The 19,054-nt window shown below is 46.1% G+C and carries 15 protein-coding genes and 1 pseudogene; 14 read left to right on the top strand and 2 right to left on the bottom strand.

Translation table 11 applies throughout. The annotated features are described in order from the left end of the window. A pseudogene (locus LGT40_RS12520) lies at positions 1–118 on the top strand (glutamyl amidotransferase); the annotation flags it as partial. Between the two features lie 205 nt (positions 119–323). Continuing rightward, positions 324–1,466, top strand: coding sequence for an FIST signal transduction protein (locus LGT40_RS12515; RefSeq protein ID WP_226072327.1), 1,143 nt, complete (start codon positions 324–326; stop codon positions 1,464–1,466). Positions 1,467–1,487: 21 nt separating this feature from the next. Here LGT40_RS12515 and gshA read toward each other — a convergent pair whose 3' ends face one another. Then, complete coding sequence (gshA, locus tag LGT40_RS12510; RefSeq protein ID WP_226072329.1) at positions 1,488–2,762, bottom strand: glutamate--cysteine ligase; 1,275 nt, start codon at positions 2,760–2,762, stop codon at positions 1,488–1,490. Between the two features lie 245 nt (positions 2,763–3,007). Between gshA and pilG the strand changes: the two genes are divergently transcribed. From pilG to fae, 12 genes are all read left to right on the top strand, one after another. Further along, on the top strand, positions 3,008–3,418 hold the full coding sequence (gene pilG / locus LGT40_RS12505; protein ID WP_349630198.1) for a twitching motility response regulator PilG: 411 nt from the start codon (positions 3,008–3,010) through the stop codon (positions 3,416–3,418). A gap of 6 nt (positions 3,419–3,424) precedes the next feature. Beyond that, positions 3,425–3,796, top strand: a complete 372-nt coding sequence (pilH, locus tag LGT40_RS12500; RefSeq protein WP_226072332.1) for a twitching motility response regulator PilH — start codon at positions 3,425–3,427, stop codon at positions 3,794–3,796. Next, complete coding sequence (locus LGT40_RS12495; protein ID WP_226072334.1) at positions 3,793–4,341, top strand: chemotaxis protein CheW; 549 nt, start codon at positions 3,793–3,795, stop codon at positions 4,339–4,341. Before pilH ends, LGT40_RS12495 begins: the two co-directional genes overlap by 4 nt. Before the next feature lie 24 nt (positions 4,342–4,365). After that, entirely contained in the window at positions 4,366–5,628 is a 1,263-nt protein-coding gene (locus LGT40_RS12490; protein WP_285229319.1) for a methyl-accepting chemotaxis protein, read from the top strand. A gap of 28 nt (positions 5,629–5,656) precedes the next feature. Continuing rightward, entirely contained in the window at positions 5,657–11,104 is a 5,448-nt protein-coding gene (locus LGT40_RS12485) for a hybrid sensor histidine kinase/response regulator (RefSeq protein WP_226072346.1), read from the top strand. Between the two features lie 16 nt (positions 11,105–11,120). Beyond that, the gene (locus LGT40_RS12480) at positions 11,121–11,606 is read left to right on the top strand and encodes a chemotaxis protein CheW (protein ID WP_226072348.1); all 486 of its coding nucleotides are present in this window, start codon (positions 11,121–11,123) and stop codon (positions 11,604–11,606) included. 9 nt (positions 11,607–11,615) lie between these two features. Further along, complete coding sequence (locus LGT40_RS12475) at positions 11,616–13,556, top strand: transglycosylase SLT domain-containing protein (protein WP_226072350.1); 1,941 nt, start codon at positions 11,616–11,618, stop codon at positions 13,554–13,556. A 9-nt stretch (positions 13,557–13,565) separates the two neighbouring features. Continuing rightward, positions 13,566–14,795: a multifunctional CCA addition/repair protein gene (locus LGT40_RS12470; RefSeq protein ID WP_226072353.1), complete on the top strand. Its 1,230-nt coding sequence runs from the start codon at positions 13,566–13,568 to the stop codon at positions 14,793–14,795. A 75-nt stretch (positions 14,796–14,870) separates the two neighbouring features. Then, the gene (gene mch, locus LGT40_RS12465; protein WP_226072356.1) at positions 14,871–15,854 is read left to right on the top strand and encodes a methenyltetrahydromethanopterin cyclohydrolase; all 984 of its coding nucleotides are present in this window, start codon (positions 14,871–14,873) and stop codon (positions 15,852–15,854) included. Between the two features lie 9 nt (positions 15,855–15,863). Further along, complete coding sequence (locus tag LGT40_RS12460; RefSeq protein WP_226072358.1) at positions 15,864–16,790, top strand: RimK family alpha-L-glutamate ligase; 927 nt, start codon at positions 15,864–15,866, stop codon at positions 16,788–16,790. Further along, positions 16,780–17,658 (top strand): triphosphoribosyl-dephospho-CoA synthase, encoded by an 879-nt coding sequence (locus LGT40_RS12455; RefSeq protein WP_226072361.1) that lies wholly within the window; start codon positions 16,780–16,782, stop codon positions 17,656–17,658. The genes LGT40_RS12460 and LGT40_RS12455 overlap by 11 nt, the downstream gene beginning before the upstream one ends. A 76-nt stretch (positions 17,659–17,734) precedes the next feature. Further along, on the top strand, positions 17,735–18,295 hold the full coding sequence (fae, locus tag LGT40_RS12450; protein ID WP_285229318.1) for a formaldehyde-activating enzyme: 561 nt from the start codon (positions 17,735–17,737) through the stop codon (positions 18,293–18,295). A gap of 41 nt (positions 18,296–18,336) precedes the next feature. Here the strand turns inward: fae and LGT40_RS12445 are convergent, their stop codons facing one another. Then, positions 18,337–19,032, bottom strand: coding sequence for a HisA/HisF-related TIM barrel protein (locus tag LGT40_RS12445; protein ID WP_226072365.1), 696 nt, complete (start codon positions 19,030–19,032; stop codon positions 18,337–18,339). Between the last annotated feature and the right edge of the window lie 22 nt (positions 19,033–19,054).

Genomic DNA, 19,054 nt, shown 5'->3' with positions numbered 1-19,054 from the left:
TCGCGATGGTAAGGAGCAAGTATTCGGCTTTTTTGTCGGCCAAGTGATGAAAGCCTCCAAAGGCAAGGCGAATCCGGGTCAGGTCAATGACATTCTGAAACAAAAACTGGCGGGATAGCGCTTATTCTTAGCCTGACAAAAGCTCTGAACTTACTTATGCTCAGGGCTTTTTTTTGCCCCGGATTTGTGCAAATCAGTTCACATTTTGAATTAAGCTACTCCCAGTATTGTGCGAACTGATGTAGTATCGGCTGAGGTTTTTGAACGCGATTAACAAGGACGCTAATGATTCATTTAAATATCAGGATGTTGAGTTTACTAAAATGAAGTTTGTACAAGAACATTTACCCAGCAAAAGTGGGTTTAATAAACTCTCCTCAGCCTCAACGTTGAGTGAAGCAAACTGGGTGTTAGTTTTTGGCTCAGTGAATCGTTTCAGCGAACGCAACTTTGCCAGCCAGATACAAAAACGCTATCCCAATGCACAGATTATCGGTTGCACCACCTCAGGTGAAATAACTGGCGATGGTGTGTTTGATGACAGCGTGCATATTACCGCCATGCATTGGCAGAGAAGTCAGTTGCGGTTCATCTGCAAGCCTGTGAACAGCATGGAACAATCACATGCTCTTGGCGCTCAAATTGCCAACGAATTGATTGCGCCAGATCTAAAAGGCGTGTTTGTGCTCAGTGATGGGCTGAATGTCAACGGTTCCGAACTGGTTGAAGGCCTGCAAGAAGTCTTACCCAATACGCCTATTACCGGCGGACTGGCTGGCGACGATGCCAAATTTACCAAGACTTTGTTACTGAATAATGATCAAATCAAAGATCGTATCGTTATTGCTGTTGGGATTTATGGTAAAGACGCTATTGTGACCAGCGGTGCATTAGGCGGCTGGAAACCTTATGGCCCGCCAAGACGTATTACCAAGGCCATTAAAAATGTGGTCTATGAAATGGATAACAAACCGGCATTACCCCTCTACAAAATGTATATCGGTTATTACGCCAGTGAACTTCCCTCTTCTGGTCTGAATTTTCCATTTGCTATCATGGATGACAAAAACGTTAATGTCATTCGAACCTTATTGTCGATAAACGAAAAAGACAACAGCATGACCTTTGCGGGCAATATCGCGGAGGGATCCACCGTAAGATTTCTGAAATCCGATCACGATCAGTTAGTGGCCGGTGCCAGTGATGCTGCTCGGCAGATTTTATTGAAGAAAGTGGATATTAACGATAAGGCACTGGCAATTTGTGTCAGCTGCGTCGGCCGTAAACTGGTGATGGAAGATCAGGTATCGGATGAGGTATATGCTGTACAACGCTTGCTGGGCATGCAAACGGGTATTACCGGCTTTTACTCAAATGGGGAAATCTGTTCTGGTGAAGATGACAGTCACAGTCTGTTACATAATCAGACTATGACTATCGCCTATTTAAGTGAACATAACGCCTGATATTAAGCTGGTATGGCGTGTCTATACCAGCTCTCTTGCTGCGGCTAGTAATGCAAGCCGTGCAATAACCCCATAAGCATAAAAACGATTCGGTTCAGCATCAGGCTTATCGAGTTTGTCCGGGGTAATACATGACTGGGCAAATGCCAAAGGTTCAAAGTGCATACCAGGTGCATTGAGATTTTCATCGACACCACGCCCGGTGTGAACACGATAAAAACCACCGATGACAAAGTGATCCATCATGTAAATCACCGGTTCAGCAACGGCCTGATCTTCACCCAGAGTTTCAAAGGTATACACACCTTCCTGAATTAATACATTATCGACAACGAGACCTTCTTTAGCCGAAGACATCTTGGTGCGTTGCTTACGGTTGAGGTTCATGACATCGTCGGCACTTTTCACCATCATGATACCCATACCATACGTTCCAGAATCCGCTTTCACCACAACAAAGGGCTCACGATCAATGCCATATTGATCATATTTATTCTGAATGGCTGTGAGCAATGTATTCACATTCCGCGCCAGACATTCCATCCCGCTACGCTCCATAAAATTCACTTCCCCGCATTGCAATGTCAGGGGCGATACTAGCCAGGGGTCAATACCGATTTGTTCTGCAAAAGCATGTGCAACCATTGAATAATGGGTGAAATGATCCGATTTCTTTCGTGTTGACCAACCGGCTTTTAGCGGCGGAGCAACCTGCTGTTCGAGATCCTCCAGTATGGCCGGGCGCCCACCTGACATATCATTGTTAAGCAGGACCAGACAAGGCGAAAAATCACCTATCGCCACCCGATTTCCCCGACGCTCTAAAGGTGAAATTTCGCAGGTTTTACCAGAAGGTAATTTAATCTGTATGGCTTCGTTGATATCATCTCGCAAACTGGCAATACGCGCCTCCAGACCGGCCTTTTCGAATATATCCCGCAACGTTTCTACACTTTCCAGATAAAACAGGTTTCGGGTATGGTTTTCTGCAATGATCAAGACACGCCGGGCTTTTGGGCAAAGTCGCTCAACAGCAGCTTGCGCAGCCTGAACACACAGAGGCATAAAAGCCGGATTAAGATTGTTAAATCCAGCAGGAAACAGATTTGTATCAACAGGCGCCAATTTAAATCCGGAATTTCGCAAATCAACCGAAGCATAAAATGGGGCCGGCGTTTTCAGCCATTGTTCTCGCAACCAGCATTCAACATCGGCCTGCCGCTCCAATAAATGTGATTCTAATTCCAATAATGGCCCGTTTAGGGCAGTAGTGAGGTGCGGTACGGCTGATGTCATGGTGAACTCTCTGAATCAATAAAAATGAGTCTAGCAGGGGGTGACGTGAAAGATAAGCAGACCCCGGTTACTGTGATATGGGACACAGATTGGATATTTCAAGTCATACATACTCTGCCATGCGTTTAGAAATGAAGGAATAACAGACCTTAACATCGAAAGTAGTCACTAGCCTGACGAACAAAAATGGGTTATCTTCAAGGCTGATTTTAATCGAATGTGTCAGGCTGTAGGTACTAATGACCGTGAGTGAGACTTTATCAGAATTTTCAGGCCTTAAGGTGATGGTCATCGATGACAGCAAAACGATTCGCCGTAGCGCTGAATCCCTGCTGCAAAAAGCAGGTTGTGAAGTGCTCACCGCGGACAACGGTTTTGAAGCGTTGCCGATCATTAGTGGGCAGCATCCCGATATTATTTTTATCGATATCATGATGCCGCGCCTGGATGGTTATCAAACCTGTGCTTTAGTAAAAAATAATCCCAAATATCGGGATATTCCGGTTGTGATGTTATCCAGCAAGGATGGCCTGTTTGACCGCGCAAAGGGGCGGGTTGTCGGGGCAGAACAATATCTGACTAAACCTTTTACCCGCGATGATTTACTGGATGCGATACGGACGCATTTGCTCGACAAAAAAAACAAGGACGCTTAAGTTTTTATGGCTTTAATTTTGATAGCCGATGACTCACCAACTGAAGTGTATGTATTACAGAAGATGTTGGAAAAAAATGGTCATGAAGTCATCGTCGCCACTGATGGCGAACAAGCAGTTGCGATGGCGCAATCTCAATTACCTCAATTGATATTGATGGATGTTGTTATGCCCGTTTTAAATGGATTTCAGGCTACTCGCCGATTAACCAAGGACCATGCCACCGCCCACATACCGATTGTGATCGTTTCGTCTAAACATCAGGAAACTGATCGCATGTGGGGAATGAGACAGGGCGCACGAGGCTATCTGGGCAAACCGGTTGCCGAAGAAGATCTGATTTTACAAATCAATGAATTGGTAGAAGTGTCAGCATGACCACCTTGGATAATCCAGCAGATATTATTGCCACGCTTAAAGATATTGAACGGCGTAGCCAACAGCGAATTGCCGGCTTATCTCAGCAGGATAATATGGATGGGGCCTGGACAGCCATTGGTTTTCGCCTGGATAAACTCCACCTGCTCATCCCGCTGGGCCAATCACGAGAAGTATTTCCGCTACCACAACAGATCACTCCCGTTCCAAAATCACAACCCTGGGTTGTTGGAATGACCAGTCTGCGCGGCGATCTGCTGCCTTTAATTGATCTGAACCTGTTTTTACAGGGAAGCAGCAGCCCAGTGGATAAACGCAAACGCGTTATTGTTTTGAACCACCCCGAATTTTTCAGCGGTTTAATCGTTGATGAAGTGTTCGGTCTGAAGCATTTTCAACGTCAACCGGAACCGGCTGATGCCAGACAACATTTACATCTCAAGCCGTATCTGCAGGGTCGGCTTTACCAACAAGAAACCTATTGGCACGTTTTCAGCTTACTTAAACTGGCTGAAGATCCCAGATTTTTAAATGCAGCCGCTTAACGATTTTATTTCAGGACACGCCATATGAACGCCACCAGTAAACTGTTTTTTTCTTCGCTGCTCAGCGGCAAAAATCTGTTTTACCTCTTCTTGATTATTCTTTTCAGTGGCTTGGCACTTGCAGGGATTTGGTTACTTGTCACAGGACAATATGTCCTGGTGTATCCCGATCCCTTAATAACCGCGGGAGCCAGCGCGTTAAGCGTCATTCTTGCGGTGATATTGGCACTGCTGGTGGCCTACCAGCCGTTACGTAAAATCAAACAGTCCATGGACGAAATGGAACTGCAAAACCGTCATAACCAGGATGCGATTTTGCGACTGCTGGATGAAATGGGGGATCTGGCCGATGGTGATCTGACCGTCACAGCGACGGTGACCGAAGATATAACCGGTGCCATCGCCGACTCGGTCAACTACACCATTGATGCGTTACGCAGTCTGGTTGCTCAGATTAACTCAACCACCTTACAGGTTGCTTCGGCAGCCCAGGAAACTCAGGCGACTGCTCTGCATTTAACTGATGCCAGTGAACATCAGGCCCAGCAGATTTCTGAAGTCAGTTCGGCGATTACTCAGATGGCGGCTTCCATCGAACTGGTTTCTGAAAATGCCAGCCAATCTTCAGAAGTTGCGAAGCAATCGGTAAGCCTTGCCGTCCAGGGTAATGGCGCGGTGAAAAAAGCTATTCACGGGATGGATACTATCCGCGAACAAATCCAGGAAACGTCTAAACGGATGAAACGCCTGGGCGAGAGTTCTCAGCAAATCGGTGAAATCGTTGAATTGATTAATGACATCGCCGAACAAACCAATATTTTGTCACTCAATGCCGCCATTCAGGCAGCAATGGCCGGGGAAGCCGGCCGCGGCTTTGCGGTTGTTGCGGACGAGGTTCAGCGTCTGGCGGAGCGTTCAGGCAGTGCCACTCGCCAGATTGATGCGCTGGTTCGTACCATTCAAAGCGATACCAGTGAAGCCATCAGCTCCATGGAACAAAGTACCGCTGAAGTGGTTTCCGGAGCGCGATTATCACAAGATGCCGGGGCTTCGCTGGAGCAAATTGAAACCGTTTCCCAGCAGTTAGCGGAATTGATCAACAATATTTCCAGCAATGCCAAACAACAGGCCACTGCAGCGATTAGTACATCAGAAAACATGAGTGTGATTCAGGAAATCACCATGCAGACCTCAACGGGCACCAATGAGAGTGCGGCGGCGATCGGTAGACTGTTGGAACTGACGAATGAACTGCGTAAATCAGTCTCTGGTTTCAAATTACCTTGACGCAGCCTGAATCGGCGGAGAAGCGCATATGACCCAATCAAGAGGCAACTACAATGCCTTGACCTGGCTGCAAGATGAATTGCAGAAGTCGCTCGCTGCAGCTTTGCAATCCGTTCAGACCTATATTGAAGATCCACAACAATCTGAAACATTAAGTCGCTGTGTGGAGCATTTGTACCAAGTGAATGGTACGCTGGAAATGCTTAATCTGGACGGGGCGCAAATGCTTGCATCCGAGATGCAGTCTATTGCCGGTCATATGCGGTCGTTCCCGGAAGATAAACAAAATGCTGCGTTGGAAGCGTTAACGCGCGGCCTTATTTTGTTACCAACATATTTACAGAAATTAAGTGAAAAATTTCCAGACAACATCTTATGTGTACTGGACTCAATCAATGAATTGAGAGTGTTGCGAGATAAACCGGTTATTGATGAAACCGATATCTTTTCGCCAGACCTCACGACAGAGTTACCGGATGAAATCGCACCGAACCCTGCACACACCGCTCCACCCCTCGAATTGGAAAGACATAAAGTAGCCCATGTATTCCAGCACCTGCTGCTAACGTGGATGCGTGAACAGGATGACAAGAGTCTGCGCAAAATGCGCGGGATTTTACGTCATTTACGCCTGCAGTCTATCCAACAGAAAACCACTTTATTCTGGTGGGTTGCTGAAGCTTTACTGGAGAGTCTGGCACACAGAGGTATTCGTGATGATGTCCTGGCCAAACAACTGATGGGAAAAATGGCCTCCCCTATCCGCTTGGTCTGTGAGGGCGATGAAAACTCTTTATTAGCGGGATATCCAGAGAAGTTATTAAAACAATTACTCCTGCTGATCGCGCGTGCTAACAGCTACGGACCTTTGGTCACCAGCGTGAAACAACATTTTGGCCTCAGTTTTTATGATCAGGCATCACAACTTATCGGTCACAGTGATTCAGCATTACAAGAAGCTCAAAATGCATTGCTTGAGCAACTTGAGGAACTTAAAGAGCGGATCAGTCAATTTGATACCGCTGAAGAGCAAGCTGATGAGGCGGTCAATGACATCAGTCTGCAACTGCTTAGCATGGCTGACACGCTGTCACTTCTTCAACATCAAGCGCAAAGCGATTCTTTACAAAAACAACATATTGCTTTGCAAAAATGCCTGGCAACCGATAAGTCTTACCATGAACAACTGGCACACTTAGCCGACGACTTACTGCAAATCGAAGCTCGACTCAGACAAACCGATGCTTCTGACGCCATTCATCGTCAGCTACAAAAAACCGTCTTAAACGAATGTCTCAATGAATTGGCCAGCATTAAAGAACTGTTGATTCTGCATTCCAACCAGCCCGCTGAAAACACTGAGGCTGTTCATAAAAACTTTATTAACAGTTTACGGATGCTGGCAGGCAGTCTGGATATTTTGAATATTAATAATGCTGCTGAACTGTTTAACATTCTGGCTAATAAATTTTCGCAAGATGGCTCTTTATTATTGTCCGAAAAAGCCCAGCAGGATCTGGCTGAGATAATAACGTCAGCAGAAATCTATTTGGAAAATCTGCATCACACCGGGCAAACTGATGAAAATAGTCTGGAATCCGCACGGAGAACATTGCAGCACTTCGGCGAAAAGGTAAGCTCTCGGACGATTGACGAACCGGAAATATCATTGCCAGAGCCATCAGCAATCGATATAACAGAAAGTCATGATTTAGAGCGATCTGAAACTGTCGAGTTATTGGATTTTGATCTCTCCAAGGATGATGCCGATGAGGATGAAGACGCATTATCGCTGATGGATTTTGCTCCTTCTCCTATTGAGTTCGATGATGTTGAAGCAGATAAGACTGATGAATCTCTGGAATTAATTGATATCGACGTCCAGCCATCACAGTCAGTCACTACCCGTGAAACTCTGGAAGATACTGCAGCGGAAACTACAGGTCACTGGCAATTTGCACCACATATTAATTCAGAGATCGCTGAAGTATTTGTTGAAGAAGCCAATGAAGTACTGGATGAGTTGCAGCAATTATTGCCCATCTGGTGTGAAACTCCAGAAGCCGGTGATTTAACAACCATCCGCCGGCACTTTCATACGCTTAAAGGCAGCGGCCGAATGGCTGGAGCTGTAACGATCGCAGAATTGGCACAGGCAATTGAACATTTGTTAAATCAAGTGTTAGACGGTTCATTGGCTGTGTCGGATGAAATTATGGCTCTGGTCATGGAAGCTGTGCCTGAAGTTACAGCATGTTTGGATCTATTTACTCAGGCACAACCTGACTTTACCCAGTCTGCAGAAGCCTTAACCATCCTCGCCAGACAACTTGATGGCCAAGACAGTGTGCTGGAAAATCTTGTTGAACAAGATGAAGACCAGGCATTACAGGATATTTTCTTCCTGGAAGCGGATCAGCACTTGCAAACCTTATTTGCTGAAACAGCTGTTTTGCAACCGGGAAAAGTCATCAATAAAACCTTGTTGAGCGCAGCACATTCACTCAAAGGCTGCGCCAATATTGCTGGTGTAAAACCTGTCGCTATCATCGCAACACAGCTGGATCAAACCTTCCGTAATCTCTATCATCAGCAACAGGTTTTCACTGATCAATCCATCCATGATTTGAATGACATCATTATGGAATTAAGTCAGCTGTTGGAGGCCGTTAAAACCAGCACTGATGAACCAGATATCCGTTTGCTGGATCGGCGGATTTTTGAGATCTGCCCGCAAAAAGCAGAACAAACGCATACGGCACCGCTGGATCCTGAACAACTGGTGAGCTTTCTCGAGGAAACAGATGGTTTACTCAACGAGTACAGCCAACAGCTTGAACAATGGCAGCGGAGCGATAATGAAGCACCTTTATCATTACGGCAGACACTGAATACGCTTGCAGAAAATGCAGAAAACGCCGCATTACCCCAACTCGCGGCACTGTATCAATTGATGCAGAGACTGATCATGCACCCTCAAAGTCGCAGTGATAATTTGAGCGAATTACTTGAAGAAGCTCTTGAGATCGTCAATGATCAGATTGAATCGCTGATTCAACACAAAACCCCAGCAGATTTTACAGCTTTCCGAGAACAAATTCGTTCCACATTAACGGCATTAGACACTGTCTCCACAGCCGATGTGGATCCCGAAATTCTCGAAGCCTTTACCGAAGAAGCCGCTGAATTATTGATATCCGCGGATCGTGCAATCAAACAATGGCAAACAGAACCCGAAAATCCAGCGGGCTCAATGCAATTGCAGCGTGATCTGCATACGCTTAAAGGTGGAGCCCGACTCACAGCAATTACCGCCATGGCTGATCTGACACATCAAACAGAGACGCTCGTGCTCTCGGTCACAGATCGTCCTGAAAAACCTGATGAAAGCTTTTTCAACTTATTGCAACGCTGTCAGGACCGTCTGACCGAAATGCAGGAACAGTTAGCAAACAGAGAGAACATTCCTGCAGCTGTCGATTTACTGCAGGAAATTCAACACTACTTAGGCTATGTGCCAGCTGATATTGATAATCTGGCCGAGTTGCCAACATATGCTGAACCCACACAGCCTGAGATCCCAAGCTTCACTAACATTGCTCCGGAAAAGGCGAGCCCTGGCAAGCAAAATTCAGAAAAAATCCGGGTTCGTGCCGACTTGCTGGATTACCTGAGTAACTTTGCCGGTGAAGTAAGTATTACGCGTGACCAGGTTACCCAGCAACATGGTGCCATGCACCAGCAACTTGAAGAGATGGAAGAAACGGTTGCCCGTTTACATGAACAGTTACGCAAGCTGGAAATCGAAACCGAAACGCAGATCCTTTTCCGATATGAAGATACGGTTCAAGATAGTAATACCGAATTTGATCCACTGGAGCTGGATCGTTTTTCGACCATTCAGCAGTTATCCCGCAGTTTGACCGAAACCGTGAATGACTTGAATAACATCAGTCGTTCAATGGGTAACCTGATGCGTGAAACAGATATTCTGTTGCTCCAGCAGTCACGGTTGAATACAGATTTGCAACAAGGTCTGATGCACACGCGCCTGTTACCCTTCAATTCCATCGTGCCTCGACTGGAAAGGATAGTCCGGCAAACCAATAGTGAGCTGGATAAACAGTCGCAGTTATTTGTGAGTGGTGCCGACTTGGAACTGGACCGCACCATCCTTGATCGTTTGGTCGCTCCGATTGAACACATTCTGCGGAATGCCATTGCCCATGGATTAGAAACCGTTGATGAGCGTTTGCAAAACGACAAAGGCCCAACCGGACAATTGCAAATCAGCATGCAGCGTGAAGGTTCTGAAGTACTAATCACCATTGCCGATGATGGTCAGGGTCTGAATATTGAGAAGATCAAACAACGTGCTATCGCCCAGAACCTGATTGATCCTCATAATATTCCCAATGAACAGGCACTGATTCAGTTGATATTAACATCAGGTTTCAGTACTGCCGATGCCATTTCACAATTGTCAGGTCGTGGTGTCGGTATGGATGTTGTAAGCAACGAGATACGCGCCTTGAAAGGTCGTTTATCGATCAGTTCACAGCCTGGTAAAGGTACACAATTTCATTTGCGCCTGCCGTTAACCCTGTCCGTTATGCAGGCATTATTGATTTCAGTCAATCAACAACAATTTGCCGTACCGTTATCTGCCGTTAATGCCGGTGAACGCATCAGTATTCAACGCATACGCGAATTGATGTCTCAGGAAAAGCCGACATACACATTTCATGGTGAATTGTATGATTTTGTGCCACTAAGCAACTTACTGGGCCAACCACTGAATTTATTGGATAACCTGCGTCAGCAAATGCCATTACTCTTATTCCGCAGTGGTGATATCAAAGTGGCACTGGCTGTTGATAACATAGATAGTAACCGTGAAATTGTTATTAAATCTGTCGGCGCGCAGCTGGGGCAGATTGATGCCATAAATGGTGCCACCATCCTGGGGGATGGCCGAGTTGTCTTTATTCTGGACATTCCTACATTAATTGACAGCTATCAGGCGCCAACCGGAACTGCCAATCTTCAACAGGCCAGTGAAAGTTACCAGGAAATAACCGTTGAACGTAAACCATTAGCGATGATTGTGGATGACTCCATCACCATGCGCAAAGCCACAGGCAGTCTGTTGACCCGTTTAGGTTTTGAAGTTGCCACGGCAAAAGATGGTGTCGAGGCACTGGCGCAGCTGTATGAGCAAACACCGGATATTGTATTACTGGACGTTGAAATGCCCCGCATGGATGGCTTCGAGTTCGCTTCCATCATCCGAAATGATGCACAATTCAAACATCTACCGATCGTGATGATTACCTCTCGAACAGGGGATAAACACCGCCAACGAGCATTGACCATTGGAGTAAATGCCTATCTTGGTAAACCCTATCAGGACGATGAGTTAATTATTTCGATGAAACAACAGTTGGGTAACCGATACCCTGCTGAGCAACGATGAATTTTAAAAGGCCATTATGAGCAAAGAATCTGATTTCATTCATTGCATGTTGATTCCGCTCCGACAACATTATTTACTGCTGCCGAATCCCACCATTGCCGAAGTCATTCCTCTGCCACGTCTGACCGACAGTGATATTGATACCGCGTGGTATATCGGCCAGTGTTTTTGGCGGGATCTTCCGCTGCAAGTCATTGATCTGGAAACCATGATTGGTAGCGGGCAACAAAATTCCCGGCAGATTAATAAGCTATGTGTGATTAATGGTATTAATAACGAGGCCAAAATTAAACATTATGCTGTTGCCTGTTGCGGCGCACCTCAACTTATCACCATCAATGAAACGGCGCTGCAGCCAACTCATGATATTGTCGATTCTGACTGGCTTCATTGTCAGATAAAGATAGGATCCAATGTCGCGTTTATTCCCAAATTAGACAATATTGAAACTCACCTGCAAAACAGTTTGTCCGGTAGTACATCTTCTGACAATTTACTTTAAGATACCGGCATGAAAAAACTTATCCGTATAGCAATGCTGCTGATGCTTGCAGCCTTATTTCCTGTTCAGGCGATAGCCGCCTCGGATCTGGACCAGCAACGTAAAATCTACCAACAAGCCAAAAAGGCCCTGCAAACACATCAGTTGGCGCAGTTCAGACAATTGCGTGACCAACTGGCCGATTATCCGCTCAAGGATTATCTGGATTACCTGTATCTACAGCATCGGGTAAATGATGCAGAAGCAGGAAATATCAAACGTTTTTTGGAAACTCAGGAAGACAGCTTTTTCAAAGCACGTTTGCGCAGTGCCTGGCTGGACAAACTGGCAAGCCAGCAACAATGGCAACAGTTCCTGCAATTTTATCAAGCGCCACAATCAGCCGCTCGTGAATGTCATTACGCGAGAGCGCTGATAGCGACCAATCAGCAACAAGCCGCTGCTGAAGCATTTGAAAAACTCTGGCTGGTTTCCACCTCACAGGATAAAGCCTGCGATCCGGTGTTTCATCATGCTACCCAGCGTGGCTGGTTGACCGACAATTTACGCTGGCAGCGGATGATGCTGGCACTGCGTAATCAACAATTCCCGCTAGCCAATTATTTGGCCAAATCAGTTGAACAAAGCGCCGCCGCTCAAGGCTGGGCGAAACGCTGGGAAGAGATTCATAAAAATCCTGTCAGTCTGCTATCGCAATTGCCTGCAAAGGCTCCGGCACAAGGAGTATCGTTAGCTCAGGATGTGCCCATGGCACGAGAAATTCTGGTTTATGGTTTAAAACGTCTCGCCAGACAAGATCCCGCTAAAGCCCATTACCACTGGCTAAGACTAAAAAACAGTTATCAATTTTCCACAGATGAACGCCATGATGTACAAGGCAGTATAGGGCTTTGGGCCGCGTTAGATCGTGACGAGATGGCGCTGTATTATTACGGTGACACACCAAACCACCCTTGGCGGGTTCGTGCCGCCTTATGGCAACAAAACTGGCCTGAAGTTCAGAAAGCCATTGCCAGCCTGGATGAAAAAGTTCGTCAGGAAACACGCTGGCAATATTGGCTTGCCAGAAGTCTCGCCGAGTTGGGGCAACAAGCTGAAGCTGAGGCAATATGGCGAACGCTGGTAGATGAACGTGATTTTTATGCTTTTATGGCTGCCGACAGGGTGAATGCGGAATACGCGATGAACCATCATCCGATCGTCGCAGAATCCGCGGAGAGCAATGCGGTGATAAATTCCGCTTCAGTTCAACGTATGCGTGAGTTTTATCTGCAAGACGATTTACTTCAAGCACGTCGCGAAGCCTATTTTTTACAGCAAACGTTGACCCCTCGTGAGTTACAGATTGTGGCCACTGAAACGCATAAATGGGGCTGGCATAATCAAACTATCGCATTACTAGGAACGGCCCGATACTGGGATGCTCTCAATCTACGCTTCCCAGTGCTCTATGACAAAGAAATGCGGCAAGCCAGTGTAAATGTTGGCGCTGATGCCTCATGGCTACTGGCTATTGCTCGTCAGGAAAGTGCTTTTAACCCTCAAGCTCGCTCTCATGCCGGTGCTATGGGGCTGATGCAGGTCATGCCGGCAACCGGTAAGCAAGTGGGACGTTGGCTTAATAAACCTTTAGTAAATGACTCAGAGCTCTACCATCCAGCTCGGAATATTGAAATGGGCAGCTTTTATATTCGCCGTATGCAGGATCAATTTCAAGGCAATCCTATCCTGGCAACAGCTGCCTATAATGCTGGTCCGCATCGTGTTTCACGCTGGTTACCCGAGCAGACTATGCCTGCCGATATCTGGGTTGAAAACATTCCTTTTACAGAAACACGTCGCTATGTTCGTGCTGTTTTCAGCTATGCGGCGACTTATGACTATCAGCGTAAACAAGCGATCAAGCGCATGTCGGAAAGAATGCCCGCGGTAAGACCTAAAAGTCCTTAAACTAATGTCATGCAAATATTTAAAGTAGGTGGCTGCGTTCGAGATCGCTTACTCGGTTTACCGGTAAAGGATAGAGACTGGGTTGTTGTAGGAAGCAGCGTCGACGAAATGTTGGCGCAGGGATTTCGTCCGGTTGGCAAAGATTTTCCAGTTTTCCTGCATCCCAAAACTCAGGAAGAATATGCACTGGCCCGAACCGAACGTAAAACTGCGCCGGGCTATCATGGGTTTGATTTTTATGCTTCCCCGGAAGTGACATTAGAGGATGATCTGGCACGTCGCGATCTGACCATTAACGCGATGGCTGAAGACGAGGATGGCCATATCTTCGATCCTTTTAATGGTCAGGCAGATCTTCATAACAAAACGTTACGGCATGTTTCCAATGCCTTTGTTGAAGACCCTGTCAGAGTATTACGGCTGGCGCGTTTTGCCGCCCGCTTTGGTTTTCAGGTTGCTGATGAAACCAAACAATTAATTGCTCAGATGATTGCCAACGGAGAATTGCAACATCTGGTGGCGGAACGCGTATGGCAGGAACTAGAAAAAGCCTTGTTAACCCAGCAACCCTCATTATTTTTTATTTGTTTAAAAGATGTCGGCGCATTAACCATTCTGTTTCCAGAAATCGATCGCTTATTTGGTGTGCCACAGAAGACTCAATGGCATCCAGAAGTGGATACGGGTATTCATGTGATGAGGGTACTGGATCAAGCTGCCAGACTCAGTGATGATTTGGCTGTGCGTTTTGCTGCTTTATGCCATGATTTGGGGAAAGGCACGACACCTGAAGAGATACTCCCCAACCATACCGATCATGAAAAACGCAGTGTCGTTTTGACACAAAAAATGTGTGAGCGATTACGAGTCCCCAGAGAAATCACCAGTCTAGCCATAAAAGTCGCTGAATATCATAGCCATTTTTATTTGCTCTTCAACCTCTCTGCTGCTGAAGTACTGGGAATATTTGAAGGGCTGGATGCCTTTCGCAAACCCCAACGATTTTTGCAGTATTTGCTGGCTGGTGAGGCAGATTTTCGAGGACGTCCCGGCTTTGAAAATACCGATTTTCCGGAGAAAGCGGTATTACAGTCCTGCTTTAATGCAGCAAAACAAATAAATGCTGCTCCTTTTGTTGAGCAAGGGCTGCAAGGCCCCGATATCGCATCAGCCATCGCCAGGCAACGCTGCAAGGTTATTGATGAAATACTGAAGCCCTTTCGTAAAATAAGGGATTGAAACACCGGCTGACCATTACAGTGGTGGGTGCATGACGTATAATATTTTCTTTTTTTATCAGACAGGATTTTTTCCATGAGCAGCCAAATCTCCGCCAACTGGACAAGTGTTAATGCCGCCTGTCAGCCTCTGGTTGATAAACTTATCGACAATGCCCAAGCCCTGCAATTAGAAATCAGCTACTTGTCCAATGGAACCCGGGTAGTTGATGCTGGTATTAAAGCTACCGGTGGACTGGAAGCTGGCCGCTTGATTGGTGAAATCTGTATGGGTGGATTGGGCACTGCCACATTGGGCAGCACTAGCGGTTTTGCCGAATGGCCATGGTCGGTAAATGTCCACGCCAAAACGCCGGTTTTGAGCTGTCTTGGCAGCCAGTATGCCGGTTGGAGCCTTTCACATAAAAGCGAAGACGTTAAATTCTATGCCTTGGGCTCAGGCCCAGGCCGCGCCCTGGCCGCTCGTGAAGAGTTATTTAAAGAATTTGGTTATCAGGATAAAGCCGACTCTACAGTGATTGTACTGGAAGTCGACAGCATGCCCCCCGTAGAGATTGCGGAAAAAATTGCTGATAACTGCGCAATCAAACCGGAAAACCTGACCTTAATCCTGACACCGACCACAAGTCTGGCAGGTGTTATGCAAATTGCTATCCGTGTACTGGAAGTTGCCATGCACAAAGCACATACCCTGCACTTCCCTATGGATAAAATTGTCGATGGTTTTGGCACCACCCCAGTCGCACCACCCGGTGGTGATTTCATGACCGGCATGGGCCGCACCAATGATGCGATTCTGTATGGTGGTACAGTGCATTTGTTTGTAAACAGCAGTAACGATGAAGCAAAAGAATTAGCCGAGAAAATGCCAAGTAATACCTCATCAGATTATGGACGCCCGTTTGGCCAGATTTTCAAATCGTATGAATATGACTTTTTCAAAATAGATCCGATGCTGTTCAGCCCGGCAAAAGTCATCATTACCAGTACACAAACGGGTAAAAGCTTCACTGCAGGTGAATTAAATGCTGATTTATTAAAACAGTCTTTTGGATTTTAATCAGTCAATATGTATCACGCCCGTGTTGCTATTTTTAATGACACTCATGGATGGCATAGCGATCAGTTAACTGAGGCGCTATCCGCATTGGGGATGGAAGCTGTACTTATTGATCTGGCTGACTGCCGGATCGATACTCGCAGCTCAACCGGCATGGTCATCCCCAAATTCGAGAATGCGCTACCTGATGCAGTTCTGGTAAGAGGGATAGCACCAGGTAGTCTGGAACAAATCACCTTGCGTATGGATGTGTTACATACCTTGGCAGAATTAGGCGTTCCTGTACTCAATCCGGCCCATGCCATTGAATTGACGGTTGATAAAGCTCGAACCTCATTAAAATTACATTTGGCCAATATTCCCTCTCCACACACCTGGGCTTGTGAAAATCGCCAACAGGCCTTGCAGATTGCCCGTGAAGAATTCGCCAAAGGATTTAGCCTAGTGGTTAAGCCGTTATTTGGTTGTCAGGGGAAAGGTATTCAGCGAATAGATGATTTATCTCAATTAGATAAATTAGCCGTGGTCGGTGAGGCGTATTATCTACAACATTATATTGCCCCAGCCCAGGCAGACTCCTGGCAAGACTGGCGACTGATGGTAGTTCAGGGCGAAGTCATTGCGGCCATGACCCGTCGATCAAATCATTGGATCACCAACTTTGCTCAAGGTGCCAGTTGTTTTGCCAGCACTGTGACAAATGAAATGATGCAGCTTGCCATCCAAGCCACATCAGCGGTTGAAGCACCCTATGCGGGTGTCGATCTGATTCAGGATCAGCAGGGCCATTTCAGTGTACTGGAAGTCAATAGCGTACCAGCATGGAAGGGCTTGTATCAGGCAACCGGAGTAGATGTGGCAAGCCGGTTGGCATTAATGGTGACTTCACATATTCAACAATCCCGACAGGTGTCCCTACCCGAACATGCTGGCTGAACAACAAATTGCCGAGTGTGTTCGCTGGGCCTGTGAACAGGAAGTGAATGCTCCCAAACCAGGTAATGTGAACATCTGGAGTGACGGTCACAATATGGCTGTACACGACTTCCTGGTAAGTGCAGCAGCCATTGCACCTGTGATGGCCCAACCGGGATTGAATGTTGGCGAGCGTATTTTGCATGCAATTGAAGCAACCCGAAAAGTTGTTAATTGCAATACTAATCTGGGTATCGTCCTGTTGTTTGCTCCTCTATGTGACGCGATTCAACGATGTGTAAGCTTTGATCAGTTATCCTCTGAACTGGAAACAACGTTAAACAACTTAACATTGGACGATGCCCGGTTATGTTATGAAGCTATTCGTTTAGCTGAAGCGGGTGGCCTGGGAGAACAGGCTGAAGAAGATATCAATCAACAACCCAATGTCACCCTGCTTGAAGCGATGGCCTTAGCGCAAAATCGGGACACAATCGCTTTGCAATATGTAAATAATTACCAGCAAGTATGGGATATCAGCTATAAACAATTGACAGCGGCGCTGAAATGTGGGGAAAAGGTTGAATGGGCCACCACAATCGCGTATCTTTACTTACTAACACGTGTGCCAGATACTTTAATTATTAGAAAGCAATCTCGGCATATCGCCCAGGCAGTGGCACAGAAGGCACAGTTATTTATTTTAAAAATGAATAAAAATAGACCCTTAAGCAATTCAACAACTGAGCTGACCGTCTGGGATCACGAATTAAAGAGTCACGCCATAAATCCCGGAACCTCCGCAGATATGACTGCAGCAGCATTGCTGCTATTTGCGTTTGAGCAGGCGTTTGATTCTGACCGAATTTCAGTAGCACGATGCTTATAGCGGGCGGCACTGAGCAGGTGATACGTTCCTTTATTACGTATAAACCTCAATCCCACGAAAGAAGGTTGAGGAAAAAATGAGCCTTTTTGACAATTTTTTTGGAACAGGAAAATATAACATGCCAGTTATCGATCGCGTACTTGTAGGTGAATCCTTAGTCATTGAAGATGGTGACTTAGACAACGTTGCTCACATTGATTTATTAATGGGCCCACGTGGTTCAGCAGCAGAAGATGCTTTTTGCCGCACTTTGACCGACCAGAAACAAGGTGTTAATGGCCTGTTGGCTGTAGTTGCACCTAACCTTATGGTTAAACCAGCTACCGTTATGTTCAACAAAGTAACTATCAAAAACATGAAACAAGCTGTGCAAATGTTTGGTCCTGCACAACGTGGTGTTTCTGTTGCCGTTGCTGAATGTGTTGAAGATGGCACTATCCCTGCCAGTGAAGCTGATGATTGCTTCATCTGTGTTGGTGTATTTATTTCACCAACTGCTGACAGCGATGAAAAAATTCAGGACTGGAACTACCGTGCAACTAAAGAAGCTATCAAACGTGCAGTAGCTCGTGAGCCTAAAGCGGCTGATGTTGTTGCACAATATAAAGCTTCAGAACACCCATTTGGTGCTAAGTAAGTTTTAGAGTGATAAGAATGCCGCCCTTCGGGGCGGTATTTCTATTCCATTAGTTTGCATATAGACTCTGCGCTGATATTGCCTTTGTGCAAAGCACTGGCGACGAGTACCCCTTGAACACGTGAATTCTTCAAATTAACCAAATCATCTATTCCCCTCACTCCCCCAGCCGCGTACAAACCTACCGCAGGTTTTATACCTTTTATTTGTTCAAGTAATTGTGTATCGGGCCCGCTTTCAGCTCCGACAGCATCCAAACTCATTACAATAATTGTTTCTGGCCATAGCTCGCTGTGCTCAAGTATCGTTTTTTTCCCCAACAGTCGGCCATGTTTAAAATCTAACGATAAAATAATATCTGTGTGCTGAAGCTGGGTTAATAATTCTAAGTCTTCCAGACTTTCACTGCCCAATACCGGTTTTATTCTCGGAAGATCTGACCAGACGAGCCAATCCAATTTATTGCGAATGCCCACATCCAGCCAAATGGTCACCTCAGGAAATAATTGAAGTAATTGCAGATAAAAGGTTTTATCTATTTTTCCTGTTTCAATCGCATCCAGATCAGCGATATAAATCACCGGAAAGGGAAACCAAGTTAACAGTTGCTTAATCACGGCATTGGGATACACACTGGATGTGAGTTGTGAGTTAATAGGCAGATATTGATCCCGTTGACCGCCACGAGCATGCACAACCTTCCCCCCCATCAGATCAATGACCGGTATAATCAACACTTATTTTAACAACCTCAGAAAA

This window comes from Methylophaga pinxianii (genome assembly GCF_020447225.1).
Classification (GTDB): Bacteria; Pseudomonadota; Gammaproteobacteria; order Nitrosococcales; family Methylophagaceae; genus Methylophaga; species Methylophaga pinxianii.
Note: the sequence above shows the minus strand (reverse complement) of the source record. Positions and strands in the feature narration are given on the sequence as shown.